This is a genomic window from Arthrobacter sp. UYCu723, assembly GCF_054059215.1.
In genome coordinates, this window is sequence record NZ_JBSSBW010000001.1 from 4,242,156 (window position 1) to 4,268,227 (window position 26,072).

24 protein-coding genes are annotated in these 26,072 nt (G+C 65.2%); 12 read left to right on the forward strand and 12 right to left on the reverse strand.

Annotated elements, in window-relative coordinates; genetic code table 11:
* Nucleotides 1–22: 22 nt before the first annotated feature.
* The 11 genes from ACVWZ8_RS19795 (at nt 23) to ACVWZ8_RS19845 (ending at nt 11,711) form a co-directional block, all read left to right on the forward strand.
* Complete coding sequence (locus ACVWZ8_RS19795; protein ID WP_456505579.1) at nt 23–1,057, forward strand: Rieske 2Fe-2S domain-containing protein; 1,035 nt, start codon at nt 23–25, stop codon at nt 1,055–1,057.
* Entirely contained in the window at nt 966–1,424 is a 459-nt protein-coding gene (locus tag ACVWZ8_RS19800) for a hypothetical protein (protein ID WP_456505580.1), read from the forward strand. Before ACVWZ8_RS19795 ends, ACVWZ8_RS19800 begins: the two co-directional genes overlap by 92 nt.
* Before the next feature lie 12 nt (nt 1,425–1,436).
* The gene (benB, locus tag ACVWZ8_RS19805) at nt 1,437–1,949 is read left to right on the forward strand and encodes a benzoate 1,2-dioxygenase small subunit (RefSeq protein ID WP_426977576.1); all 513 of its coding nucleotides are present in this window, start codon (nt 1,437–1,439) and stop codon (nt 1,947–1,949) included.
* A 34-nt stretch (nt 1,950–1,983) separates the two neighbouring features.
* Nucleotides 1,984–3,528, forward strand: coding sequence for a benzoate 1,2-dioxygenase electron transfer component BenC (gene benC / locus ACVWZ8_RS19810; protein WP_456505581.1), 1,545 nt, complete (start codon nt 1,984–1,986; stop codon nt 3,526–3,528).
* Entirely contained in the window at nt 3,525–4,319 is a 795-nt protein-coding gene (locus ACVWZ8_RS19815) for a 1,6-dihydroxycyclohexa-2,4-diene-1-carboxylate dehydrogenase (RefSeq protein ID WP_456505582.1), read from the forward strand. The genes benC and ACVWZ8_RS19815 overlap by 4 nt, the downstream gene beginning before the upstream one ends.
* A 54-nt stretch (nt 4,320–4,373) precedes the next feature.
* Nucleotides 4,374–5,768 carry an MFS transporter gene (locus ACVWZ8_RS19820; protein ID WP_456505583.1) on the forward strand — a complete coding sequence of 465 codons (1,395 nt, stop codon included), beginning with the start codon at nt 4,374–4,376 and terminating at the stop codon, nt 5,766–5,768.
* On the forward strand, nt 5,761–8,247 hold the full coding sequence (locus tag ACVWZ8_RS19825; protein WP_456505584.1) for an ATP-binding protein: 2,487 nt from the start codon (nt 5,761–5,763) through the stop codon (nt 8,245–8,247). The genes ACVWZ8_RS19820 and ACVWZ8_RS19825 overlap by 8 nt, the downstream gene beginning before the upstream one ends.
* Before the next feature lie 62 nt (nt 8,248–8,309).
* Nucleotides 8,310–9,866, forward strand: coding sequence for an IS1182 family transposase (locus ACVWZ8_RS19830; RefSeq protein ID WP_456505585.1), 1,557 nt, complete (start codon nt 8,310–8,312; stop codon nt 9,864–9,866).
* A gap of 265 nt (nt 9,867–10,131) precedes the next feature.
* Entirely contained in the window at nt 10,132–10,332 is a 201-nt protein-coding gene (locus ACVWZ8_RS19835; protein ID WP_456505586.1) for a response regulator transcription factor, read from the forward strand.
* 96 nt (nt 10,333–10,428) lie between these two features.
* Entirely contained in the window at nt 10,429–11,004 is a 576-nt protein-coding gene (locus ACVWZ8_RS19840) for an MFS transporter (RefSeq protein WP_456505587.1), read from the forward strand.
* Nucleotides 11,005–11,180: 176 nt separating this feature from the next.
* The gene (locus tag ACVWZ8_RS19845) at nt 11,181–11,711 is read left to right on the forward strand and encodes a GNAT family N-acetyltransferase (RefSeq protein ID WP_456505588.1); all 531 of its coding nucleotides are present in this window, start codon (nt 11,181–11,183) and stop codon (nt 11,709–11,711) included.
* 863 nt (nt 11,712–12,574) lie between these two features.
* Here the strand turns inward: ACVWZ8_RS19845 and ACVWZ8_RS19850 are convergent.
* The 12 genes from ACVWZ8_RS19850 to ACVWZ8_RS19905 all read right to left on the reverse strand — a co-directional run bounded on the left by ACVWZ8_RS19850 (nt 12,575) and on the right by ACVWZ8_RS19905 (nt 24,477).
* Nucleotides 12,575–13,735 carry an acyl-CoA dehydrogenase family protein gene (locus ACVWZ8_RS19850; protein WP_456505589.1) on the reverse strand — a complete coding sequence of 387 codons (1,161 nt, stop codon included), beginning with the start codon at nt 13,733–13,735 and terminating at the stop codon, nt 12,575–12,577.
* Between the two features lie 4 nt (nt 13,736–13,739).
* Complete coding sequence (locus ACVWZ8_RS19855; protein WP_456505590.1) at nt 13,740–14,906, reverse strand: CaiB/BaiF CoA transferase family protein; 1,167 nt, start codon at nt 14,904–14,906, stop codon at nt 13,740–13,742.
* Nucleotides 14,907–14,990: 84 nt separating this feature from the next.
* Complete coding sequence (locus tag ACVWZ8_RS19860) at nt 14,991–15,902, reverse strand: fumarylacetoacetate hydrolase family protein (protein WP_456505591.1); 912 nt, start codon at nt 15,900–15,902, stop codon at nt 14,991–14,993.
* A 16-nt stretch (nt 15,903–15,918) separates the two neighbouring features.
* The gene (locus tag ACVWZ8_RS19865; RefSeq protein WP_426977554.1) at nt 15,919–16,692 is read right to left on the reverse strand and encodes an SDR family oxidoreductase; all 774 of its coding nucleotides are present in this window, start codon (nt 16,690–16,692) and stop codon (nt 15,919–15,921) included.
* Nucleotides 16,692–17,597: a dihydrodipicolinate synthase family protein gene (locus ACVWZ8_RS19870; RefSeq protein ID WP_426977553.1), complete on the reverse strand. Its 906-nt coding sequence runs from the start codon at nt 17,595–17,597 to the stop codon at nt 16,692–16,694. Before ACVWZ8_RS19870 ends, ACVWZ8_RS19865 begins: the two co-directional genes overlap by 1 nt.
* Nucleotides 17,598–17,723: 126 nt before the next feature.
* Nucleotides 17,724–19,835: a TRAP transporter permease gene (locus ACVWZ8_RS19875; RefSeq protein WP_456505592.1), complete on the reverse strand. Its 2,112-nt coding sequence runs from the start codon at nt 19,833–19,835 to the stop codon at nt 17,724–17,726.
* Nucleotides 19,832–20,347 carry a hypothetical protein gene (locus tag ACVWZ8_RS19880; RefSeq protein WP_426977551.1) on the reverse strand — a complete coding sequence of 172 codons (516 nt, stop codon included), beginning with the start codon at nt 20,345–20,347 and terminating at the stop codon, nt 19,832–19,834. Before ACVWZ8_RS19880 ends, ACVWZ8_RS19875 begins: the two co-directional genes overlap by 4 nt.
* A gap of 6 nt (nt 20,348–20,353) precedes the next feature.
* Nucleotides 20,354–21,370: a TAXI family TRAP transporter solute-binding subunit gene (locus tag ACVWZ8_RS19885; RefSeq protein WP_426977548.1), complete on the reverse strand. Its 1,017-nt coding sequence runs from the start codon at nt 21,368–21,370 to the stop codon at nt 20,354–20,356.
* A 50-nt stretch (nt 21,371–21,420) separates the two neighbouring features.
* Nucleotides 21,421–22,062, reverse strand: a complete 642-nt coding sequence (locus ACVWZ8_RS19890; protein ID WP_426977547.1) for a carboxymuconolactone decarboxylase family protein — start codon at nt 22,060–22,062, stop codon at nt 21,421–21,423.
* Nucleotides 22,055–22,792 (reverse strand): SDR family NAD(P)-dependent oxidoreductase, encoded by a 738-nt coding sequence (locus tag ACVWZ8_RS19895; protein WP_456505593.1) that lies wholly within the window; start codon nt 22,790–22,792, stop codon nt 22,055–22,057. The genes ACVWZ8_RS19890 and ACVWZ8_RS19895 overlap by 8 nt, the downstream gene beginning before the upstream one ends.
* A gap of 148 nt (nt 22,793–22,940) precedes the next feature.
* Nucleotides 22,941–23,612, reverse strand: a complete 672-nt coding sequence (locus ACVWZ8_RS19900; protein WP_426977545.1) for a GntR family transcriptional regulator — start codon at nt 23,610–23,612, stop codon at nt 22,941–22,943.
* 157 nt (nt 23,613–23,769) lie between these two features.
* Nucleotides 23,770–24,477, reverse strand: a complete 708-nt coding sequence (locus ACVWZ8_RS19905; protein ID WP_456505594.1) for a FadR/GntR family transcriptional regulator — start codon at nt 24,475–24,477, stop codon at nt 23,770–23,772.
* Between the two features lie 127 nt (nt 24,478–24,604).
* On the opposite strand from ACVWZ8_RS19905, the gene ACVWZ8_RS19910 reads away from it, so the two are divergent.
* Nucleotides 24,605–26,014: an SLC13 family permease gene (locus ACVWZ8_RS19910; RefSeq protein ID WP_456505595.1), complete on the forward strand. Its 1,410-nt coding sequence runs from the start codon at nt 24,605–24,607 to the stop codon at nt 26,012–26,014.
* The last annotated feature ends 58 nt before the right edge of the window (nt 26,015–26,072 follow it).

Sequence of the window (26,072 nt, forward strand, 5' to 3'; positions counted from 1 at the left end):
TTCAACCCTTATTGGAGGAACCGTGAGTAAAACTCTGGACAACGTCCACACCAGGCTCGAAGGCGCGCTGGTGGAAGACGAAATCAACGGCATTTACCGTGTAGACAGGGGCATCTTCACCGACGAAGATATTTTCGAACTCGAAATGAAGCACATTTTCGAAGGCAACTGGGTGTACCTGGCGCACGACAGCCAGATCCCCAATGTGGGCGACTACTTCACCACGTACATCGGCCGCCAGCCGATCGTCATCTCCCGCAACAAGGAAGGCGACCTTAACGCCCTCATCAACGCGTGCAGCCACCGCGGCGCCATGCTGTGCCGCCGCAAGACGGACAACCGCACCACCTTCACCTGCCCCTTCCACGGCTGGACCTTCAACAACTCCGGGAAACTGCTCAAGGTCAAGGACCCCCGCGATGCCGGCTACCCGGAACAGTTCAACAAGGACGGCTCCCACGACCTGACCAAGGTGGCCCGGTTCGAGAGCTACCGGGGCTTCCTCTTCGGCAGCATCAACCCGGACGTCAAAACGCTTGAAGAGCACCTGGGCGAAACCACCAAGATCATCGACATGATCGTGGACCAGTCCCCGGACGGACTCGAAGTCCTGCGCGGCGCCTCCACCTACACCTATGACGGCAACTGGAAGCTGCAGGCCGAGAACGGCGCGGACGGCTACCATGTATCGGCGACGCACTGGAACTATGCGGCCACCACCGCCCGGCGCACCACCGGCGAGTCCACCAACGAGACCAAGGCCATGGATGCCGGCGGCTGGGCCAAGCAGAAGGGCGGCTACTACTCGTTCGACCACGGCCACCTGCTGCTGTGGACGGAATGGCTGGACCCGTCCAATCGCCCCCTGTTCGACCGCCGCGACGAGCTGGTCGAACGGCGAGGCCAAGGCGGACTGGATGATCAATATCTCCCGCAACCTCTGCCTCTACCCCAATGTCTACCTAATGGACCAGTTCGGCTCCCAGATCCGCCACTTCCGCCCCATCTCGGTGGACAAGACGGAGGTCACCATCTACTGCATCGCGCCCAAGGGTGAAAGCGACGCGAACCGCACCAACCGCATCCGCCAGTACGAGGACTTCTTCAACGCCTCGGGCATGGCCACCCCGGATGATCTGGAGGAATTCCGTTCCTGCCAAAAGACCTACCTGGCTACGGGCTCCCCGTGGAACGATCTGAGCCGCGGTGCAACCCATCAGCTGACCGGCCCGGACGAGAACGCCGACAAGATCGGCCTCAAGCCGATCTCCAGCGGCACCAAGACCGAGGACGAGGGTCTGTACCCCATCCAGCACGGCTACTGGCTGCAAACCATGCGCGCCGCCGCCGAGCAGGCAAACACCAGCGGACAGCCCGGAGACGGCCACGCCCCGGACCACCACAACCACAGCAACTGCGGCTAGCGGGAGAAGACCATGAACACCGCCACCATCAGCGCCGTCATCACCCGGCACGCCGTTGAAGACTTCCTGTACCGCGAAGCCCGTTTCCTGGATGACAGGGAATTCGACAAATGGCTGGACTGCTACCACCCGGACGCCGAATTCTGGATGCCGGCATGGGCAGACGATGACAGGCTCACCGGGGACCCGCAGCGCGAGATCTCGCTGATCTACTACTCCAACCGCGGAGGCCTCGAGGACCGCGTCTTCCGCATCAAGACGGACCGCTCCAGCGCCACCAGCCTGCCCGAACCCCGCACCGGGCACAACATCACCAACGTGGAAATCATCGGGCAGCGCGGTGACGTTGTTGATATCCGCTTCAACTGGTTCACGTTGTACTACCGCTATCAGAACATCGACCCGTATTTCGGCACGTCGTTCTACACCATCGATTACTCCGGAACTCAGCCGGTGATCACCAAAAAGAAGGTCGTTCTGAAGAACGACTACATTCACCACATCGTGGACATCTACCACATCTGATTTGTCCGGCCCTGAGCCTGAAAAGAGAGTTTCCATGAGTCATCAGATTGCCCTGAGTTTTGAGGACGGGGTCACCCGGTTCATCAAGTGCTCCCCCGATGAAACGGTTGCCGACGCGTCCTACCGGGCCCGCATCAACATTCCGCTGGACTGCCGCGACGGCGCGTGCGGCACCTGCAAGTCCTTGTGCGAGTCCGGGACGTTCGACGGGGGCGACTACATTGACGAAGCGCTGACCGAGGACGAGGCCGCGGCCGGCTTCGCGCTGCCCTGCCAGATGCGTCCGCTCAGCGACCTGGTCCTGCAGATCCCGACGACCTCGGACGTGGCCAAGACCGAAGCCGGCACCCATGCCTCCACCATCACGGAGATCCGGCGCCATTCCGGGACCACGTTCCGTTTCACCCTGAAGCTGGCGGACCGGGATGCGCTGGCGTTTCTGCCCGGCCAGTACGTCAACATCGCCGTACCGGGCACCGAGGTCGCACGCTCCTACTCATTCAGTTCAGGGCCCGCTGACCAGGATGTCTCCTTCCTGATCCGGATCACGGACCAGGGAGCCATGTCCTCCTACCTGCGGGACACCGCCCGGGTGGGCGACCAACTCGATTTCACCGGCCCCATGGGGAGCTTCTTCCTGCGCGAACCGAAACGGCCGGCACTGCTTCTGGCCGGCGGCACCGGGCTCGCCCCGCTGCTGTCCATCCTGGAGAGACTGACCACCGTGGAGCTCGAGCACCCGGTGCACCTGGTCTACGGCGTCTCAACGGACACGGATCTGGTGGAGCTGGACAAGCTAGAACACTATGCTTCCGTGATCGACCGGTTCACCTTCGATTACTGCGTGGCGGACCAGGCCAGCAGCGCACCGAACAAGGGTTACGTCACCGGGCTGATCGGGCCGGAGCATGTCAACGAGGGCGACGTCGATGTCTATCTCTGCGGGCCGCCCGCCATGGTGGAGGCAGTGCGCCAGTGGCTGAAGACCGAGGACATCACACCGACGAATTTCTACTACGAGAAGTTTGCGCTGGCCGTTCCCGCCGCCGCCGAGCCCGCCGCCGAGCCTGCCGCCGCCGAGCCTGCGGAAGCAGCCGCCTCCGGCACCTATGAGATCGGTGAGGAACACCTTTCCCTGGCCGATTCGGACGCACAGTTTGACGCCCGGATGGCACTGGAACTGGGCGCCGTCGAACTGACCATGGGGCGCCTGACTCCGGAGCAGCTGACCGAGTACCGGATCCTGGCCGAATTGTCCTCCGCCACGATCAGCGCCGACCGGTTTCTCGACGCGGCGGCATTCACCGACACCAACGCCGCCTTCCACGAATACCTGTTCAACTGCACCGGCAATGAGTTCCTGCTTCAGGCGTACCAGCGCCTCGATGTGAAGAGCTACATGACCCGGGTTCTGCGCAGTGGCCAGTGGGTGGACGAGAGTGTGCCCTCGGATCACCTCGAGCTGGTCCAGGCCTTCGAGCGCAAGGATCTGTCCGCAGCGCGCAACATCGTCGTCTCGCACTCCGCGCGCGCCAAGGCCACCATGCGCTCCTCCATCGAAGCGAGCCACGAAGGATGAGCGGAACAGTGCTGGCCGGCCGTTTCGCCGGGAAAAATGTTGTGGTCACCGGAGCAGTGCAGGGGATCGGCCTCACCGTCGCCAAACGGCTGGTAGCCGAGTCGGCCGCCGTCGTCCTGGTGGACCGCTCCGAGCTGGTGTACGAGGTGGCCAAGGATCTGAACGACGGCGGCGGCAACGCCCACGGCGTCGTGGCGGACCTAGAACAGTACGCGGACTGCGACGCTGTGATGGCCGAAGCCAAGCAGCATTTTGGCCGGATCGACGTCCTGATCAACAACGTGGGCGGCACGATCTGGGCCAAGCCCTTCCAATATTTCGAACCGGAACAGATCCAGGCAGAGGTGCAGCGGTCGTTGTTCCCCACCCTGTGGTGCTGCCGAGCGGTTCTCCCGTACCTGGTGGAACAGCAGCACGGCGTGATTGTCAACGTCTCCTCGGTGGCCACGCGCGGCGTCCACCGGGTACCGTACTCCGCTTCCAAGGGTGGGGTGAACGCGCTGACCGCTGCGTTGGCCATGGAAGCGGCTCCACACGGCATCCGTGTGGTCGGCACCGCACCAGGCGGAACAGAGGCACCCCAGCGCAAAGTTGCCAGGGGACCGGCCGCCCAGGACGCGCAGGAGGAAGCGTGGTATCAGGGCGTCGTCGATCAGACGGTCGAATCCTCGCTGCTGAAGCGGTACGGAACCCTCGATGAACAGGCCGCCGCCATCGTATTCCTCGCCTCGGATGAGGCATCCTACATCACCGGCACCATCCTGCCGGTGGCTGGCGGAGATCTCGGCTGACAATCCTGCTTGAACGCACCACCTCCCATTTCGACGAAGCAATGGAGTACAGCTATGCCAACTTTCCCGAACAGCATCCTACAGAACAGCACTTTACAAAACGGCGACGCCCCTGACCGGCAGCGACGGACCGTCCGGTGGGTTGTGGCCATTGCGGCCCTGGCACTGCTTTTCGATGGTTACGATCTTGTGGTCTACGGGACGGTCGTCTCGACCTTTATGCAGGATCCGAGCCAGCTCGGCCAGCTCTCCGCGGCGCAGCTCGGCGCACTCGGCAGCTACGCCCTGATGGGTGTGATGGTGGGAGCCCTCACCGCGGGCGCCATCGGGGACCGCCTGGGCCGCAGGCGCATGATGCTCATCAACATCGTCTGGTTTTCCGTCGGCATGGCCGCCACGGCGATGGCCCACGATGCTGCGACGTTCGGCGTCTGGCGCTTTGTGACCGGCCTCGGCGTCGGCGCGCTGGTGGCGACAGCCGGCGCAATGATCGCGGAGTTCGCCCCGGCGGGCAAACGCAACTTCTACAACGCCGTCGTCTACAGCGGCGTGCCGGCCGGCGGCGTGCTGGCGTCTGTCCTGGCCATCATCCTCAGTGACGCGGTGACCTGGCGCGGGCTCTTCTGGATCGGCGCGCTCCCCATCCTGTTCCTCTTCCCCCCGGCCCTGGTGAAGCTCCCCGAATCCCCGCTGTGGCTCTTGTCCCGCGGACGTCCGGCAGCGGGCGAACGAGTTGGCTTCCGGGCCCTGGCCGGCAAACGCTACCGGCTCCCCACCACACTGCTGGGGATGATGAGCTTCTGCGGACTGCTGCTGACCTATGGCCTGAACACCTGGCTGCCGCAGATCATGGCGCAATACGGCTATGACAAGACCTACTCGCTGATGTTCCTCCTGACACTCAATTTTGGGGCGATCATCGGCGGGCTCCTGGCCTCGCGGGGCGCGGACAGACTGGGCGCCCAGCGGGTCATCGCCACAACGTTCGGGCTGGCAGCACTGAGCCTGGTCCTGCTCACGCTCGGTTTCCCGCTGCCCGTGCTTCTGCTCTGCGTCGCCATCGCCGGTGTGGGCACGCTGGGCACCCAGGTACTCATTTACGGATTCGTATCCAATTACTACGTCACCTCGGCACGTGCTGCAGGCGTGGCCTGGTGTGCCGGATTCGGACGGCTGGGTGGAATCTTCGGACCGCTCATTGGTGGCTTGCTGATCAGCGCCGGCGTGGAAACCCACGTCGCGTTCTACGTCTTCGGCAGCATCGCCGTCCTCGGGGGCCTGGTGACGTTCTTCGTACCCGGGAAGCCCACGGATGCGGCCATGGAACCCACTCCCGAAAGTGACGCTGCGCCATCCCGCGCAGTTACTGAAGGCTTCGTTAGCGAACCGTGGAGCGGGCAGACGGCAGCCGTAGCCGAGAAATCCACTAGCATCAATGGGAATGAATGACTGGGAGCCGCAACGAAGCCTCGTAGGCCGCAGCCGGGAGCTCGCATCACTGGAGACGTTCCTGTCTGCGGCTCTGGCCGGGCGCCGCATGACGGCGCTCGTTGACGGACCATCCGGAATAGGAAAATCCGCCCTGATCAGTGGTTTCCTGTCCCGGCACCCCGAGCTACTGGTTCTGCGCGCCAGCGGGGTCCACTGGGAATCCGGCGAGGCGTACGGCGTCCTGCAGCAGCTGCGCTCCAGCGCAGGGCAGGGGACGCCGCTCGCACCGGATGGGCCGTCGGAACCCTGGCAGGATCCGCTCACCGCCGGCATCGACTTCATGCAACTGCTGGGCGAAGTTCAGCAGACGGCGCCGCTCGTGATCATCGTCGACGACGTGCACTGGGCGGACATCGAATCCCTGCAGGCCGTATCTTCGGCACTGCGGCGGATGACCACCGGCCGTGTTCTGCTCATTCTCCTTGGCAACACAAACCATCCCGGGGAACTGCCCGCAGGAGTTCCGGAGTTCATGGCCGACTTCGGTGGAGAGGTCATGACGCTGGGCCCTCTCACTGCGCCGGATATACAGCGCATGGCGGCAACCGCAGGTCCCGTCCTGTCCCTGCCGGCCGCCCGGCAATTGCTGGAGCATACCCAGGGCAATCCGCTGTATATCCGGCAACTTCTTCAGGAGTGTCCGGCCTCAATGTGGCTGCAATGGCAGGCCGGGCTGCCGGCGCCCCGCGCGTTCGCAGCGACGGTCCTGCAGAACCTGGCCTCCTGCAGCCCCTCGACGAGGGCCTTCACTGAGGCCGTGGCGACCTTGGGTCTGACGGCACGCCTTGCTGATGCTGCCGCCCTAGCGGACCTCGACGAGCCTCTGGGCGCGTTCGAAGAGGCCTGCACCGCGGGTCTGTTGGCCCGCTCACAGAGCGGAGGCCTCTACACGCTGAGTTTCCCGCATCCCCTGGTGCGGGCGGCCATCTATGAGAGCCTGGGACCGCTTCGGCGCGCGCTGTTGCATCGCCGGGCTGCGGACATCATGGACGACGAAGGCCAAAGGCTCTTGCATCGCGTGGCCGCAACTCCACTACCGGATCAGGGGTTAGCCGGCGACCTTGATGCTTTTGCTGCCCGGCAGGCAGCTTCCGGCGCGTGGTCCGCCGTCGCCGATGCCCTCATCAAAGCCAGCCGGCTCAGCTTGTCCAAAGAGGACCGTCAGTCCCGCTTGCTGCTGGCCGTCGATGCCTTGATTGGAGCCGGGGACCTGGACTCGGCCAGTGCGTTGATTCCGGAGGTGGAAAGCTTCGATCCCAGTCCGCTACGCGACGCCGTGCTGGGCTATCTCGCTATTCTGCGCGGACGCCCCAACGAAGCCGAGCAGCTGTTGACCAGCGCCTGGCAGCTGCGCAGCCCAACAGACCCTCCGGAGGTTTCCGCCCGCATTGCCCAGCGCCGCGTGCTCCATTCCCTCGCTCAATGGCGCGGACCGGCCATGGTCCGCTGGGCGGAGCAGGCAACGGAGCTGGCCAAACCGGGCGATCCGTCAAGGACCGAGTCCCAGGCCATCGTGGGGCTTGGACTGGGCGCCGCCGGCGAGACCCAGGAGGCCCTGGACACGTATGACCGGTACTGTTCCCAGGACAATCCGGGCGCCCAGTCCCAACGCGTCAGGATGGGCAGAGGCTGGCTGCTCCTGGCACTCGATCGGCCTGAATCCGCCCGAGTAGAGCTGGAAAGCGCCGTTCCCACCGAGTATCAGATGGGATCCGCGCGGATCTCCCTCTTTGCCCGGTCCTGGCTTGCCCGAACAGAATTTGTGCTCGGCAACTGGGACGCGGCGCTGCACATGTCCACCCGTGCAGCCTCCCTCGCGGAGAGTTCGGGGATTGAACTCCTGCGCCCCCTGGCGCCTTGGACCGCCACCGAAATCTACGCCCTCCGGGGGGACTGGGAAGCGGCCTCGGAACATCTGCGCAGAGCATCGGCCACCTCCGGCAACTACGAGATGATGTTCATTCCGGCCTGCCTGGCGCGGGCCCAGTTTGCCCAAGTCCAGGGCGACTACGAAGCAGTGGTCCGCGCCCTGCAACCGCTGGAGCTTCTCCAGCCACGCCAGGGGATAGATGAACCCGGCTTCTGGCAATGGCACGATGTGTATGCCAATGCGCTGGTCATGACGGACCGGATGCAGGACGCGCACGAGTTCCTGGTGCCGCACGAGAAACTCGCGCTGCTCCGCGGACACCGCTCGACCATCGCCCGTCTCGCGTATGTCCGGGGTCGCATATTCGGCGCCGAAGGGGACATCGAGGCTGCGAAGATGTCCTTCGAGCACGGTTTGGCGCAGCTGGACGGACTCCCCATGCCCTACTGCCGGGCAAGGGTGAAATTCGCCTACGGGCAGACACTTCGGCGGGCCGGCAAACGCCGCGAAGCTTCCGCACAGATGCAGGATGCCAAAGACGCGTTCACCGTTCTAGGACGGCGCTGATTAATCCGGCACCTTAAGGCGCGCCTCCTTGCGGATTCGTGGGTCTGGTTAAGACTTGGTGTATGCAGGGTCGTGATGATGGTCAGCGTCAGCTTTTGGATGTCGGTGCCCTGGCCGGGCATATGCTCCCGGTCGGGTCGGTGTTCAGGTTCCTTGCCGAGCACCGGCACGAGCTGTTCCCTGACGATGCGTTCGAGGACCTGTTTCCTTCCGGGCGCGGCCGCCCGTCGACCCCGGCGGACGTGATCGCTTCGGTCATGGTCCTGCAGACCCTGCATAATCTCTCGGACCGCGAAACTGCTGAGGCGTTGACGTTTGATCTGCGGTGGAAGGCGGCGTGCGGGTTCGGCCTGGACCAGGGCGCGTTCCATCCGACGGTGTTGACGTATTGGCGTCGGCGCCTGGCCAAAAGTGACCGTCCGCACCGGATTTTCGAGGCCGTCACCGAGGTCATCGCCGGCTCGGGTGCGCTCTCCGGGCGCAGGCGCCGGGCGGTTGATTCGACGATCCTTGAGGACGCGGTGGCCCGGCAGGACACGGTCACCCAGCTGATCGCGCAGATCCGCCGGGTCGGTCGGGACATCCCCGGCGCGGACGGGGTGGTCGCGGGTCTGAGGGGCCATGATTATGCCAAGCCCGGGAAGCCGGATATCGCCTGGGATGACAAGGGTGCCCGGGATGATCTCGTGTCCGCGCTGGTTACCGACGCCCTGACCCTGCTGGGCAGTATCGATGCCGAATCCCTGGATGATGGGCAGCAGGAAATACTTGCACTCCTGGCGTTGGTTGCCGGGCAGGACGTCGAGCCCGCCGAGGGCTCCGATGGCACGGACGGTCGGTGGAGGATCGCCCGCAAGGTCGCCCCGGACCGGGTGATCTCCACCGTTGACCCGGAAGCCCGGCACGCGCATAAGAGCCGGCAGAAGAAGATCGACGGATTCAAAAGCCACGTCGTGATCGAGCCCGAGACCGGCCTGGTCACCGCCGCGGCCCTGACGAAAGCGGCCGGGCCGGAGAACAGCGACGCGGCCCGCGGTGCCGAACTCGTTGCCGCTGACACCAGCATCGGAACGCAACAGGTCCAGGTGCTGGGCGATTCAGCCTATGGCAGCGGCGAACTGCTGGCCGCGCTCACGGCCGCCGGGCACACCCCGGTCATCAAACCGATGCCGCTGGGCCGTGCCGTCCCCGACGGGTTCACCATCGATGACTTCAGCATCGACGATGCCGCGAACACCGTGACCTGTCCGGCGAAAATCAGCCGCCCGATCAGCGCGAAAGGACGGGCCAGTTTCGGCAGTGCCTGCGGGGGTTGCCCGCTGATGAGCCGGTGCACGACGGCCAGGAACGGGCGGAAAATGCTGATCCACCCGCACGACCGGCTCCGCCGCGAACACCGGGCCAAGGCTACTGACCCGGGCTTCCAGGCCGACTACCGCCGGCACCGGCCGATGGTCGAACGCTCAATCGCGTGGATGACCCGCGGAGCAAGACGCGTCCCTTACCGCGGCGTGACCAAAAATCATGCCTGGTGGCTCACCCGCGCCGCCGCAATCAACCTCAAACGACTCCTCAACCTCGGACTCACCAACCACGAGGGGGCCTGGGCACTTGGATAACACCCCGGACCAGGACCGCCACATAGAGACCAGCCTGAACGGCCGACAGAAGCCCCACGAAGCGTTTAAGACTGACCACCGAACAGGATTTCAGCCCCACAACGCCACAACCAACGCCCGGCACCGATGCAAAAAACGGCCCTCCGCAAAACCCGGACCCTAAAGATCCGCCTAAATCAGCGGGCTCCTAGGGGCACACGCCTATGTTGAACGCTGTGAACGCGAGCTGCGGGCCGGCGGCCTGAGTTCCGCCCGGCGCGAAGGTTTGGACTTCAGCGGGCTCACGGCCCAGGAACAGGCCGTGGCCAAACTGGTATCCGGCGGCTTAAGCAACAAAGAGGCCGCCTCGGAACTCTATGTGTCCGTCAAAACCGTGCAGTACCACCTCACCAGGATCTACTCAAAACTCGGGATCCGTTCCCGCAGCGAACTGGCGGCCAGCTTCCGGAACGGGGCGGAGCGCTGAAGCAGCACTCCATCATAGCTTCAACGGTATTCTGGCCGCCACAAATTATCAGGCCACCGCCCATTGAAAGTTTGTGAGTCGACACTCCAACGAGATGTGCGGCGGGGAACCTCACTGGTCTTTGTCCTCACCCTCTACCTCCAGCAGGTCCTCGGCTACACCCCGCTGGGGGCAGGACTGGCGTTTGCCGTGCTCGGCGTCGGCACCGTCGTCGGCGGCCTCATCGCGCCGAAACTCATCGGCAGGCTCGGCGCCAAGACCACCATCATCACCGGACTCGGCATCCAGGCAGCAGCCACCGGGTCCCTGCTCTTCATCAACACCAGCCCGGCCTCGCTCATCATCGTGCTGATTGGAACCTTCATCGGCGGGGTGGCCAACCTCGCCGCCATCGTCGGCTTCATGGTCACCGCCACCACCGGGCTTCCCGACACCGAACAAGGCCTCGCCACCGGACTCACCACCATGAGCCAACAGGTCGGCATCACCATGGGCATCCCCGCCATGAGCAGCATCATCGCCGCATCCCTCTCCCACCGGACTGCCGAACACTCCCCGGCACAGGTTCTCGACGGCGTTCTTCCGGCCATCGGCGTCAACGCAGCCCTCTGCCTTGTCGCCGCCGTTCTGGTCAGCTGTTTCCTCCGAACCCCTGAACGGGCCGCCGTCTGACGCACAACGCTGCTTCGGGTGGTGAACGGCTGGCCGACCCGCAAGCCATGGTTCGCGCCGCAAACACGCGGCCCGGTCCCCTTCCTTACGGTCATTGATACCGGTTGTTCCACTCAAAGGCCTCGCCGGGATGCCTGTTGAAGGGACCGGCTTACGGGAATCTGTAAGCTTTGTGAGTGCTTCCCACCGAGACTGCTCGACTACGATTCCGTCAGATGACTTCAGCGGACCTCGACAGCATGAGCGAGCTGCTGGGTGATCCGGCGGTGATGACGTATTACCCCGCGCCCAAGTCCAGGGACGAAGCTGCGTTGTGGATAGCGTGGAATGAATCCAACTACGCCGAGCACGGCTACGGGCTATGGATCGTGGAAACCCACGACGGCATGTTTCTGGGTGACTGTGGCCTGACGTGGCAGGAAGTCAACGGCCGCTCCGAGCTGGAGGTCGGCTACCACATGCGCACCGACGTCCAGGGACGCGGATACGCGACCGAAGCCGCCGCAGCCTGCAAGGATTTTGCGCGCGATGAACTGCACGTTCAACGGCTCATCGCAATCATCCATCCAGAAAACGTTTCTTCACGTCGGGTGGCCGAAAAGATCGGCATGCAACGTATCGCGGACGACCACGGCGGCGCTATCGCCGTCCGTACGGTGCTCGGAGTCCAGCTAGGTGCCCGACAGGGGTTCCCTGCGGGCGCCTAAACGGCCAACCAATCCTGCGATATATAACCCCAATCGTCCGCGAATAGTCACACCCTTGCGGGCCGGACCGAGGGACGGAACGGCACCATAATGGGGGACATGACATCCGCATCGGGCGAAGGAGCCCCCATAGCCCCAGGCCTTGTGCCAGAACTCCTGATCACCGATCTCGTCACGAGCCTCCACTTTTGGGTCACACTCTGCGGTTTCGAGATTCTCTACGACCGACCGGAGGAGGGGTTCGCGTATCTTCACTCGGGAACGGCGCACGTCATGCTCGAGCAGATCGGGGTCGGTCGAAATTGGGTCCCTGGCACTCTTGAGAGTCCGCTGGGCCGCGGTGTTAATTTCCAAGTCGGTGTACCTGCGATAACACCTTGGTGGAACGTCTTTCGGCGGCCGGCTGGCCGCTCTTCATGGCCCCGGAAAACACGTGGTACCAAACGGGCGACACAGAGGCCGGAGTTTCACAATTCCTGGTCCAGGACCCCGATGGGTATCTCATTCGATTCGCTGCACGGTTAGCCACTCCCGTACGCTGATCCACGGCAGAAAGAAACCGCCCGGATATTCCGCGAATGAACAGCCATCGTCGGCTTTGAACCGCGCTGAATGCAATAGCGGTCGTAGTGGGTATCCTCTGACCTGTCCGCGGCCTGTGCAGGCGCCCTTGGGCCAGATCCCGGGCCCGGGAGCTCGCCCAGCACCGGCAACGGCACCGTATCCAGTGGCCGCTGCCGGTGTTGATGATCCCGATGACGAAGGGCTTCCGCAGAAACAGGGAGAATCCCGCATCTCCGTAGTCCGTCAGCCCCCGCCGGATGCCGCGCGTCGGCTCGGCCGCCGGTTCAGTCACAAGCTACTCATCGGAAGGCCGGAATCCCGGTGATGTGGTTGCCCAGTATCAGCGTGTGCACCTCATCCGTTCCCTCGTAGGTGCGCACGCTCTCGAGGTTGTCGGCGTGGCGCAGCGGGGAATAGTCCAGGGTGATGCCGTTGCCGCCGAGCATGGCGCGGGCATCGCGGCAGATCTTGATCGCTTCGCGGCAGTTGTTCAGCTTGCCCACGGAGATTTGGTGCGGCTGGAGGACTCCGGCGTCCTTCAGCCGGCCCAGCTGCAGTGCCAGGAGCGTGCCCTTGTTGATTTCCAGTGCCATGTTGACCAGCTTCTCCTGGGTCAGCTGGTAGCCGGCGAGCGGCTTGCCGAACTGCAGGCGCTGCTGCGAATAGTCCCGGACGGTGAGGTAACTGTCACGTGCCGCTCCCATGGCGCCCCAGATGATGCCGTACCGGGCCTCATTGAGGCACTCGAACGGGCCGCGGAGGCCCTTGGCGTTGGGCAGCATGGCACTCGCCGGCAACCGGATGTCCGTCAGTTCGATATCGCACTGAATGGACGCGCGCATGGAGAGTTTCTGCTGGATGGGCGTGGCCTTGAAGCCGGGAGTGCCGGTGGGGACGACGAATCCGCGGACGCCGTCGTCGGTCATGGCCCAGATGATGGCCACCTGCGCCACCGAGGCCAGCCCGATCCAGCGCTTGCTGCCGTTGAGGATCCAGTCGTCGCCGTCGCGCTTTGCGAAGGTCAGCATGTTTCCGGGGTCGGACCCGGCGGAGGGCTCGGTGAGGCCGAAGCAGCCGATGGCTGTTCCGGCGGCCATGCGCGGAAGCCACTCGTTCTTCTGCTCTTCCGATCCGTGCTTGGCTATGGCGCTCATGGCCAGCGAACCCTGGACGCTGACAAACGTCCGCAGACCCGAGTCGCCGGCTTCCAGCTCCAGGGCGGCCAGACCATACTCCACCGAGGTCCGGCCGGGGCATCCGTAGCCCTTGATGTGCATGCCGAGCAGGCCCAGTTCCGCCATGCGCGGCACAATCTCCAGCGGGAACTCCGCGCGCTCGTACCAGTCGGCGATATTTGGTTTGATGACGGAGTCCACGAATCCGCGGACTTTCTCCCGCAGGGTGAGTTCCTCCGGCGTGAGCAGTGTGTCGATGCCGATGAGGTCTGAAGTGTCAGTCATGGTTCTACTTTCCGGTGGGTGTGGGTTGGAGGGCTGCCCGGTTGTTCCGCTCCGGGAAGGTCGCGCCGCTGTGTTCGCCGAGCAGCGGCGGCAGCCGCCGGTACGTGGCGGGCGTTTCCGAGAGCTGGATGGGGTTGGCGACCTGTCGGGAGGTTCGGGGGCTGGACCCGTCCGCAATCTCCACCACGGGCTCCAGCCCCAGATCGGCGGCCAGCTGGATCGCTTCCACGATGGAGTTGACCTTGCCGGCGGGTACGCCCGCCTCGCTCAGCCGGCCCGACCATTCCAACGCCGGCTTTTTCCGAAGCTGCTCCTCAAGCAACGTCTTCAGCTCGACCCGGTGGGCTACCCTGTTCGCGTTGCCGCGGAACCTGCTGTCGTCCGACAGTTCGGGAACGCCCAGCACCCGTGTCAGGGCGGCAAACTGCTTGTCCGTTCCGACCGCCAGGGCTAGGGGCCCGTCCGCGGTGTGCAGCGTCTCGTACGGCGCAATGCTGGGATGAGCGTTGCCCATGCGCTGCGGGGATTCGCCGGTGGCCAGGGTGCTGGATGCCTGGTTGACGAGCCCGGCAAGCAGCGAGGACAGCAGGTTGACGTCAACCCGCTGGCCCCTGCCGGTATGGTCGCGGCTTCGCAGCGCGGCAAGGATGCCTACCACCGCGTTTTGGCCGGTCACCACGTCCACCAGTGCCACCCCCACCTTGCTCGGTTCCGACTCCGGGGATCCGGTGACGCTCATCAGTCCCCCCACGGCCTGGACCAGGAGGTCGTATCCGGGCAGGTGCGCCCCACCCTTGCTTCCGAATCCCGTGATGGAGCAGTAGACCAGGTCCGGGCGCTCCGCCCGGAGCGTTTCATAGTCCAGGCCGAACCGCTGCATGACGCCGGGCCGGAAATTTTCAATAACGACGTCGGCGGTCAGCGCTATGTCCAGCGCCCGCGCGAGCCCTTCCTCGGTGCGCAGGTCGCACACCACCGAGCGCTTGTTCCGGTTGACGCTGGAGAAGTACGTGCCCGCGCCGTGTTCGTCCACGGGCGGCACCCAGGCTCGGGTGTCGTCGCCGGCCGGGCTCTCCACCTTGATCACATCGGCGCCGAAATCAGCGAGCATCATGGTTGCAAAGGGTCCGGCGAGGACCCGGGAGAAATCCGCCACCTTGATTCCGTCCAAGGGTGCGGCGGCGGGAGGGCCAGTAGGGAAAGATTGTGTGCTGTTCAACGAGAGTCAGCCTCCTTTGGTTATGGTTCTGCAGTCTCAGCTGGAGGAGGTCACGGGATTACTGAGGGTTCCGAGCCCCGTCACGCGGCATTCGGCGATGTCCCCCGGTTCGATATGCACTGCTCCGGGCGTTCCCGTGGAGATAATGTCACCGGGGAAGAGCGGCATTACCTTGCTGTGGAAACTGATCAGGTATGCCGGGTCGTAGCGCATGTGCGACACCGTATTGCTGCGGCGCACCTCCCCATTGACCACGGTGGATACCGTGACCTCGGCCAGGGAGCCGGCGGCATCCTCCACCTCGGCGAGGGGCACGATCCGGGGGCCGAAGGAAAAGAATCCCGGAAAGTTCTTGGAGCGGGTGAGGAACCGCGGATTGCGCTGCAGGATGTCCTCCGCCGTCTGGTCCAGTACCGGTACAACTCCGGCCAGATAGGACAGCGCATCCTCAGGTTCGACATTGCGGCAGTATCGGCCGATCCCGACGGCGATCTCCGCTTCGGTGGTGGTGCGCTGGCTCTGTTCCGGGATCGGAATGTTCTCGTCCGGGCCGATGACCGTGTGGTCGCCTTTGATGAACGAGGCCGGCTCGTCGGGCACCGCCTCGGTGAGGTCGGAGGCGTGCTCCACGTAGTTCAGGCCGATCCCCCACAGCATGCGGGGGCGACGGTACGGGGCGCCGTAGGTGACGTGCTCCGGATCGCGGAAGACGGCGTCGTCGGCGTTGGCTGCGGCCGTTTCCAGTTCCCCGAGCAGGTCCCCGGTGAGGACGTCGAGGATGTCGCCGGTAAAGCCCGGGAGCAAGTCGCGGACCAGCGCGGCTCCGCGTCGCGGGTGGACGACGGCCGCCTCTTCGCGGGCCTGCCCGGGAACGGATCCGTCGGGGTTGGCTCCGGCGGGAACGGAACCGTCGCGGATGGAGCAGAGATGAAGGATTCGGGAAGTCATGGAATTGTTCTTTCGGTTAGTAGGAACGGACGAGTCCGCCGTCGCAGCGGATCTGTTCCCCGGTCACGTAGGATGCAGGTCCGCTCGCCAGGAAGGCCACGACTGCGGCGAATTCCTCGGGCTTGCCGTACCGGCCGGCAGGGATCGAGGCTTCCGAGTCCGCCCTCGTTTCCTCCGGCGAGCGGCCGGTGCGTTTGGCCGCCGCTGCGTCAAGTGATCCGACGCGGTCGGTGTCGATGCGGCCTGGGAGCACCATATTGACGGTCACGCCGTCCTTTGCCACCTCCGCCGCCAGGGTCTTGAGGTAACCGGCGAGCCCGGCCCGCCCGATGTTGGACAACGCCAGGTTGGGCAGCGGCTGCTGCACCCCGCTGGAGCCCACTGCCACTACGCGCCCCCAGCCGCGGTCCCGCATGCCGGGAAGCACCAGGGCGGTGAGTCGAATGTGTTGCAGCAGCAGCTGGTGCACGGCGTCAAGGGCCTGTTCATCCGAGACATCCGCGGCGCCACCGGGAGGCGGTCCGCCGCTGTTGAGGATGAGCACATCGATGGGGCCAAAGGCCTCCACCGCCGCCTCCACCAGGGCCGACGGGGCGCCGCCGTCCGTGAGGTCGATGCCGATGCCGACGGCGGAATCCAGACGCGCAGCTTCCGCCCGGACCAGGTCCCCGCGTCGCGCAGCCAGCACCACGTTGGCGCCTTCCTCGGCCAACGCCCGGGCGATGGCGAGGCCTATCCCCGAGCTTGCGCCCGGAACCAGAACGTTCTTTCCCTTCAAACCGGTCTCCATCAGGCAATCACCATCCGAACAGCTTCGAGGTGGGCATCGATCAGGTCCGCCAGCGCTGGCGGCAGTTTCGGAGCGGGCGGCCTCACGATGGATTCAGAGATGATGCCGCGGCGGCGCAGCACTTCCTTGCGCAGGGCCAGTCCTACGCCGGGCTGGGCCTCGAAGTTCACCAGGGGCAGCCACGGGGCGAAGGCCTCGCGGGCGGCGCGGAAGCCGCCGTCGGCCCATGCTGTCAACGCGGCCTGAAGACCCTCGGGATGCGAGAATCCGGTCATGGCACCGGCCGCGCCGGCGGCCAGCTCATCCAGCAGCCCCACTCCCCCGAGTCCGCCGTACACGGGCACGGACGTGGCGCCCGTCAGCCTGGCAATGGCGGAGGCGGTCGGCGGTGCCTCCGACTTGACGGCCACGATGAACGGGCACCGCGCCAGCACCTCAAGGATCTGCACCGCACTGATGTTCACGCCGGACGCCACGGGGTAGTCCTGCAGCACGATTCCCGCGCCCGTTGCCCGGTGCACGGCGGTCAGGTGGGCCGCGAGCACCTCCGGATCGGAGCTGTTGGCCTGCACCATGAGGGCTGCAAGGTTGCTGCCCGCCGCTTTAACCGCGGCACGGGCTTGTTCCAGCGCCACTGCCGTTGACCGGGCCGAAAGGCCCACCACGAGAGGTGCGTCTTCCCCCTCCTCTGAGACGGTCCGCACAATCAGGGCCTGCTCCCCGGCATCCAGGGATGCCCCCTCGCCGAAGACGCCAAGCACCACCATTCCGGTGGCCGGTATTGCGGTGTAAAGCTGCACTTCGCGGCGCAGGGAATCGGTGTCCACGGCAAAATGCGTTCCGCTGAACGGTGTGGCCAGAACTCCCCAGAGGCCGGCGGCGAGGTGCGGGATCGGTGTCGTCATAGTGATGCTGTCCTTTCGGTCAAGGGCCAATTCGGCCAAGGGCCATGGAAACTACGTGTTCAGCGCTGGCCAGCGACGATGTTGCGGCCGGGGCTTTGCGGACGCCGGGTCCGGCGCCTGCGGAGGTCACGTCCGCGCTGCCCTCTTCTCCCGGGACGCGGACACGGCGGGGGCTCCCACCGCTTCGTCCCGGCGATACCGGCGCAGCCCGAGGACATGTACCAGGACGCCCAGGGCAATGATGACTGCCCCGATGCCGATGTAGAGGGGCTCCATGACCAGCATGGGCAGTGACCCGGCGCCCAGCAGAACCCGTTCGGGCCAGCGGGCCGGGCCGAAGAGCCAAGCCCCGGTTGCCACGGCAAGGGAGGCCACAGCCAGGAGCGAGACGGTGAACGCCAGTGCGATCGACCCTGGACCGCCCTGCAGGAGCAGCCCGACGCCGTCATCGGACAGCACAAAGATGAACGGGACCAGGAAGGCCGACAGCGTGTACCGCCAGGTCAGCCACATCGTCTTGATGGGTTTTCCGCCGGTAATGGCCGACGCCGCGAACGGCGACAGTGCGGTCGGCGGTGACACCTCGCTGAGCACCGAGTAGTAGAAGATGAACATCGCGGCCGCGAATGCCGGAACACCGACATCCTGCAGGGCGGGTCCGATAATCACCCACGAAATGATGAAGCTTGCCGTTACCGGCACCGCAAGTCCCAGGAGGGTGACGGAGATGGCGGAGAAGATGGCGGTCAGCAGCAGGTTCCCGCCGGCAAAGTCCACGATGATGTTCGCTAGCTTCAGGCCCAGGCCGGTGAGGGTCATGATTCCGACGATGAGCCCGGCGGCCGCCATGACGGGGATCACGGACAGGGCGCCCATGGCGCCGGTGGCAAGCGCGTCCCAGATGCGCTTGGGCGTCAGCCAGGACTGGCGGTCCAGGAAACTGAACACAAATGCGAGACCGGTGGCGAACACCACGGCGCGGAAAGGTGTCATACCCATGGCCATGAACACCACGATCGCGATGAGGGAACTGAAGTGGTACCCGAACCGCAGCAGCAGTTTCCCGACCGGCTTGACGTCGAAGTCCACGGCCTTGGTCTTGAACCGCCGGGCATCCATTTCGATCGCGAGGATGATGCCGAAGTAGTACAGGACCGTGGGGATGGTGGCCCAGATGAGCACCTGAAGGTACGAGACTCCAAGCAGCGCGGCGATGATGAAGGCTGCGGCACCGAGCGTGGGCGGGGACATGATGGCGCCGATACCGGCAGCCGCCAGGATGGCGCCGCCGTGTTCCTTCGGGTAGCCTGCCTTGCGCAGCAGCGGCCAGGAGATGCCGCCCAGGGTCACGGTGGTGGCTACGCCGGAACCCGACACGGTGCCCAGCAGGAAGCCGGCAAGGGTCACGGTACGGCCGGGACCCGACTTCGACTGTCCGAAGGCGGAGAACGAGAGGTCGATGAAGAACTTGGTGGCGCCGGAGGCGCCCAGAACGGCGCCGTAGATGGTGAAAAGAATGATGTACGACGCCGCGACGTCGGTGGGAACTCCAAACAGCCCTTGCGTCCCCATGACGTTGTGGCCAACGAGCCGGATCCAGTTAAAGGACGACGTGTTGAACGGAGCAGGGACGAAGGAACCGAACGCCGCATACGCGAAGAAGCCCATCACCACCAGCGGGACGAGGATGCCCACCGTCCGGCGGGATGCCTCAAGCGTGACCAGGATCGCGATCACGCCCATGATCAGGTCAAGGTAGGTCGGCGTGATCGCGCGGCGGAAAAAGCCGTCCCAGTCCGAGATGATGTAGGCGAACGGAACCACGGCAATTGCGGCGAGCAGCCAGTCCAGTATGTGCGGGTTGTCCGAGCGTCCGGACTCCTTGGCCCCGGCCGAGCGGCCCCACCCCCGGTAGACCAGGAACGTCATGGACAGCCCGATCATCAGGAACGCGGGCAGGTAGAACTGGGTGGGCATCGGGTTGAGGACCCAATACAGCGCAAACAGGGACAATGCCACACCGATGGCCTTCACCACGGTGCCGGGGATCCCGCTCAAGTGGCGGGCAGGTTTCTCCGCCTCGAACTCCGCGATCAGCGCCTCTTCATCAATCACCCCGTCCTTATCCGTGGGGTTGACGGCGACATCACCGTCCGCGTCCGTCCGCACGGAGCGTCCCGGGGAAACAGGTGAGGTACGTGCCTGAACGGCGCCGTTGCCGTTGGGTATCTCGGTCATGGGGTCTCCTTGAGGGATAGCACAACGAACGGGTCGCTGTCTTCGACTAACTTCCATAGTTCAAGCGGCGGGGCACCCGGGACGTACACGGTGCGGCGGCCTAGATCCGTTGCTGCCAGCGACAGCCGGCTAAACTCCGCAGGGTGCCCCGGATCAGGGTCGGTCACCCATTCCCTGCGGTCGGTGTCCCCGGCCGCGGACGGCGGTCCGGGAACGGCGTAGTACTCTTCAAGCACCGCCAGCTGGTCGGCGGCCAGCTGCGCCAGGCGGTAGCTTCCATCGTCCTGGGCGGTGTACCGCTCTTCAGCGACAGTGCCGTAAATCGAGTTGCGGTAGCTCACCGCGAACGTGTCCCCGGCAAGGGGAACGCTCGCCAGTTCGCCGCCGTCATTGCTGATCACAATGGCGCGGCTACGGTGAGATTCCGCCGGCGCGCCGGCCACGGCAATTCCACCCGCTCCCAGCATGCCGAGGCATACGAGGCCGACGACGGCGGCGGCTGGCCTAGGCATGGGGGCCTAGCTTCCGGACTTGTCGAAGTAGGCCTTCGACCCGGGGCACGTCTCCACGAAGGAAACGTCACCGGCGGTGGCCCGATCCATCTCGCCGGCTGCGGGATGCACCTTGACCAAGGCGTCCTTGTGGTCAAAGAGGGCGGTGGTGATGTCCTGCTGAAGCTGTGTTCCCATCTTCTTGCTGGCAACCAGGATGTTCGGCGAAGCGATCGCGGAGACGGCCTCGCCCTGCCCTTCGTAGGTGTTGGCCGGGATGTCCTGCTTCACGTAGTACGCGCCGTATTTCTGCGCGAGCGGGTCCGCGTACTCGCCGATCGAAAGCAGCTTCATGTCGCCGTCGCTCGCCAGGTCAATCAACGCGCCGGTGGGCAGCCCTCCGGACCAGAATCCGGCGTCGATCGTTCCGTCGCGCAGCGCTGCGACGGTCTCCGCCGCGCCGAGCTGGCGGCGCTCGATGCCCGTCTTCGGGTCAATTCCGGCGGCCTCGAGGATGCGCAGCGCCGCGACCTCGGTGGCGGAGCTGGGCGCGCCGACCGAGATGACTTTGCCCGCCATGTCCTTCACATTGTGGATCCCCGGGCCGTCGACGGTGACTGCCTGCATGAAATTGTTGTAGATGTTGCCGAGGGAGCAGAGAGCCAGGGGCTTTCCCTTGAATTCGCCTGCGCCTTCGACAGCATCGGAAACCACGTCGCCCACACCGAAGGCGATCTGGGCCGACCCGTTTTCGAGCAGCAGCATGTTGTCCACGGACGCGTTCGTTTCCTGGACGGTGGCGTCATAGCCCTTGACGTTGTCCCGGATCACGGTGGAGAAGCCTCCGCCCAGCGGATAGTAGACCCCGCCGGTGCCGCCCGTGGCGATAGACAACGTGCCGCCCTGGCCTGCCGCACTCCCGGCCCCGTCACTGCCGCTGACAGCGGGGCTGCCGCACGCGGAAAGAAAAACGGCCGGTACAAGGATTGCTGCTGCACACAGACGCTGCATGCGCCTCCGGGCAGGGATGGTCATAGCGGTCATGGTTAATCTCCCTAAGTGGTGATGATGGTGTAGCGATGGCTGGTTGGGCGTCAGTCGGCCCGGTGTGCGGGTTCTCCGGTGGCGGTTGGGGGAACGGGAACATCTCCGGCGGCGAGGATGCCTGCCAGCAGGCGGTAGTAGCCCACCAGCACCGAAAGCTCCGTAATCCCTCCGTGTCCAAAGTGTTCAAGGGCGGTCGCATGTATTTCCTGGCCGACAACGGTGCCGCGCAGCAGGGCACGCGTCAGGCCCAGCGCCGCGCTCTCGTCCGCGGTCAGGGTGTCCGGGATTTCGCCGTCGTGCAGCTTCTTCAGCTCGGTGCCGCTGATGCCCATGCTCGTGGCGACCCGGCTGTGCGCGTACCACTCGTAGGCGGACTCCAGTTCCGCGGCGACGGCGCAGATGACCAGTTCCCGCGTGCGGTCCGGCAGCGATCCGCCAAAGCGCAGGACGGCTCCCAAGGCCTGCACCGCGTTGCCGATCGCGGGCGAGTGCAGCAGCGCATTGAAGGGGCCGGCCAGGCGGCCGGATCCGTCGACAATGGAAAACGGCCCGTTTCCCCGCGGCGGGCCTGCGATGGCGCCATACAGATCATGCTGCTGATCCGAGAGCTCGTCCGGAGCGAGGAGCGGAAAGCGGCCTCCCCGGGGGGCTCCTGCGGGCCCCGCTTCTCCGTGGGAGGTCCTAGACAAGGGTCCTGCCCCCGTCCACATACATGACATGTCCGGTGACGAAGGCCGCCTGGCGGGAGGCCAGGTAGAGAACTGGGCCGGTCAGGTCGTTGACTGTACCGAGCCGTCCGGCCGGGACCATCGAGGTGTAGTGGTCGCGCACTCCGGGGCGGTCCAGGTGCGTCCTGGTCAGGTCCGTATCCACGTAGCCGGGGGCGATGGCGTTAACCGTTACTCCGCGGGAGGCCCACTCGCGGGCCATGACCCGGACCAGCTGGTTGATGCCGCCTTTGCTGGCTGCGTAGGGACCGTGGTCAGGATGGGCCAGGATGCCGGAGACCGACGAGCAGTAGATCTGGCGCCCGAAGCCGGCTTCCACCATGACGCGACCGGCTGCGCGGCCCAGCCGGAAGGCGCTGGTGAGGTTGAGCTCCAGGATGCGGTTCCAGTCCTCATCCGCAGTTTCGAGAATCGGCACCCGGTGGTTCACGCCAATGGAGTGCACCAGAACGTCCAGCCCGCCGAGCCCTTCCTGGGCTGCGGCAACGGCATCCTCGCAGCCCTGGGTCGACGTGAGGTCGGCCTGTTCGGTGGCCACCCCCTGACCAAGGGCAGCCAGCCGGGAGTCATCGCGGTCAACCGCGAGCACCCTCGCCCCGGCTGCCACGATTTCCTCAATGCAGGCGCTCCCGATTCCTCCGGCGCCTGCAACCAGTACTCGGGCACCGCTCAACCCGAGCCAGTCGTTCACGGGCGCCACGACGTTCCGGTGGGCGGTTGTGCCACGCCTGTGTTGAAGGCCGCATCATTGCGGGTTGCTGGGAAGACCATTTGGATAATGTATCCAATATTGTGGCCCGCAGTAACCCGTGTCACACAATCGTTATGTTATCCGGCGGTTAGGGGACGTCCAGGAAGGTTCGCAGGGCATCCACGGCATGCTCCCGGTGCTCGTCCAGCAGGGTGATCAGCAGCTCCGCGTCCCCCTCCGCGTAGGCCTCGATGATGCGGGTATGTTCCCGCTCCACTCTGGCCCGGTTGTCCTCCGCGCCGTAGTACACGAACCGGTAGGCCTCAGTCGCGTCCCACAGGACCTGCACGATCCGTTCCAGGCGCGGCATGCGGGCCGCTGTCAACAGTGCGAAGTGGAACCGCCGGTTCGCCTCGGTCATCTTGAGCAGATCACCGGCGGCACTGGCCGTTTCAACGTCCCTGGCGGCCGCCCTCATCGCGGCGAGGACACCCTCGCTCCGTTTCCCGACCGCAACCCGGGCGGCTTCGGCTTCCAGCAGCTGCCTGAGCCGGTAGACCTCCAAGAGGTCCGTGAGCGATAGGGTGGCGACTTTGTGCCCACGGTGAGGCTCGTAGACCACCTGGCCCTCGCTTTCGAGGACCTTGAATGCTTCGCGGACTGGAACGCGGCTGACGCCGAACCGCTCGGCGAGAGTGTTTTGACGAAGCGGCTGGCCGGGCAGGAACTCCCCTGCGATAATTCCGCGCCGCAGCTCGGTAAGGACGAAAGCCTGGGCGGTGGGAGGGCGCCTAAACTCTTTCGCGGCGTTCTCGCTCACGCCGCCACCGCCAACACGTCTGCTTTCACACCTGAATTCTAGCTGGCGGGCATCCGTCGCCGTTGTTATTCCGGCGGGACACACCCCGCTCCCCGATCAACAACGCCCGAGCGCAGGAGCGTCCGGCTGGCAGGACCGGCGTAGCTGGACCTTCTAATCAGCCGTTCTTCAGGAGGGCGACGTCGGAGACAAGGTCGATGTGCTCCAGCATTGCCGAGGCTGCCGCCACGGAATCCTGGGCCCGGATCGCGGCGGCGATCTTGCGGTGCGAAGCGAGCGACTGCTCCGGGCGGCCGGGCTGCCCCAGCGATTCCAAACGCGTTTCCAGGACCATGCCGGCAATGAACGTCATCAGCTGGGCCAGTACCGCCGAGTGCGCCGCGGCCGTCACGGCCTGGTGGAACAGCTCGTCGCCGCGTGCTCCCCTGGCTCCCGAGGCAACCTCTTCAGCCATCGCGTCGAGTGCCTTGTCGATGGCTTTCATGTCGTCGTCGGTGCGCCGGGCGGCAGCGAGCTCGGCAAGTTTTACCTCGAGCGTGCTTCGCGCCTCCACGATCTCGGGCAGCCGGCTGCGGTACTCGCGGAGGCCCTTGATCACGGACGGAACGTTGGGCCGGTAGACCAGCACCGCGCCGGTGCCGTGCTGGACGTCTATCACGCCGAGCACTTCTAGGGCCACGAGGGCCTGGGCAAGGGTTGCCCGCGAAACTCCCAGCCGTTCGGCAAGTTCCCGTTCAGCCGGCAAAGTGTCTCCCGGGCCCAGCTGGGCGGACTCGATGAAGTCCATGAGCTGCTCCACGAGCTGCTCATAGAGCCGGGGCCGCGAGACGCGGGAAATCTGATGCGTTGCTGCCTGCTTTGCCATGCGCGTCCTTCCGGCGACGTCCTTGGCAGTCAGCCTACCGGAGAACTATTGACAAAGTCACCTAGTGTCTAGGAGGCTAGGCCACTAAGCCAGTTCATCACCCTACTTCTATTCCGGAGGAACAAAGATGTCCGCTCCTGTCCTGTCAATCGTCATCCTGGCGGTGATGTTCCTGCTGGCCACGGTGCTGCCCCTCAACATGGGAGCCCTGGCCTTCGTGGGTGCATTCCTGCTGGGCTCGGTCGTGCTGGGAATGTCCACCAACGACATCCTCGCCAACTTCCCCGGCGGCCTGTTCCTGACGATCGTCGGGGTCACCTACCTGTTCGCCATCGCGCAGAACAACGGCACCATTGACCTCCTGGTCCGGGGTGCCGTCCGGATGGTGGGCAGCAAGGTGGCCCTCATCCCCTGGGTCATGTTCGCCATCACTGCGGTGATTACCGCCGTCGGCGCCCTCTCCCCGGCCGCCGTCGCCATCATCGCGCCGATCGCGCTGAGCTTCGCCGCCAAGCACAAGATCAATCCGCTCATGATGGGCATGATGGTGGTCCACGGCGCGCAGGCCGGCGGCTTCTCCCCCATCGCCGTCTACGGCGTCACCGTCAACGGCATCATCGCCAAGACGGAACTGGAAGCCAGCCCCATGGCGATCTTCCTGGCCAGCTTCTTCTTCAACCTCGCCATTGCGCTGGTGCTGTTCATCGTCCTCGGCGGCAGCAAGCTGCTGTCCACCCCGGGCGGGCGCCTGGTGGAGCAGGCCGCTGAAAAGCGCATGTCCGTCAGTGTGGGTGCCCGCGTGGCCGGCGTGACGCTGCAGGGCTCCGGATCCGACCTTTCCTCCGCCGGCGTCTCCTCGAAAGGCACCTCGGCCGCCTCCGGGGCATCGGCAACCGGTTCCTCCGCGGCCGGAGGGCAGGCAGGCAACGGTGCCCGCGCCTCCGTGCCCCAGGTCGTGACCATCCTGGGCCTGATCGCCCTCGCCGTCATCTCGCTGGGCTTCAAGGTGGACGTCGGCTTCGTCTCCATCACCATCGCCATCGTCCTGGCCCTCGTGTCCCCGGCAGCCCAGAAGGGCGCCGTCAACAAGATCAGCTGGTCCACTGTCCTGCTCATCTGCGGCATGCTCACGTTCGTGGGCGTCCTCGAGGAAGCCGGCACCATCAAGTTCGTGTCCGACGGCGTGGCCCACCTGGGCATGCCGCTGCTGGCCGCCCTGCTGATCTGCTACATCGGCGCCATCGTCTCGGCCTTCGCCTCCTCCACCGCAATTCTCGCGGCCCTCATTCCCCTGGCGGTGCCGTTCCTGGCCACCGGAGAGATCGGCGCCGTCGGGGTTATCGCCGCCCTGGCCGTGGCCTCCACGATCGTGGATGTTTCCCCCTTCTCCACCAACGGCGCCCTGGTGCTGGCCAACGCGCCGGAAGACGTGGACAAGGAAAGGTTCTACAAACAGATCCTCGCCTACAGCGGCATCGTCGTCGCCGTCGGACCCGCCATCGCCTGGCTGGTCATGGTGGTCCCGGGCTGGATGTAGCCGGCAAGGCGGCGAACAGCCGCATCACCAACGTGCAGCAGCAACGACAAGCAAGAGA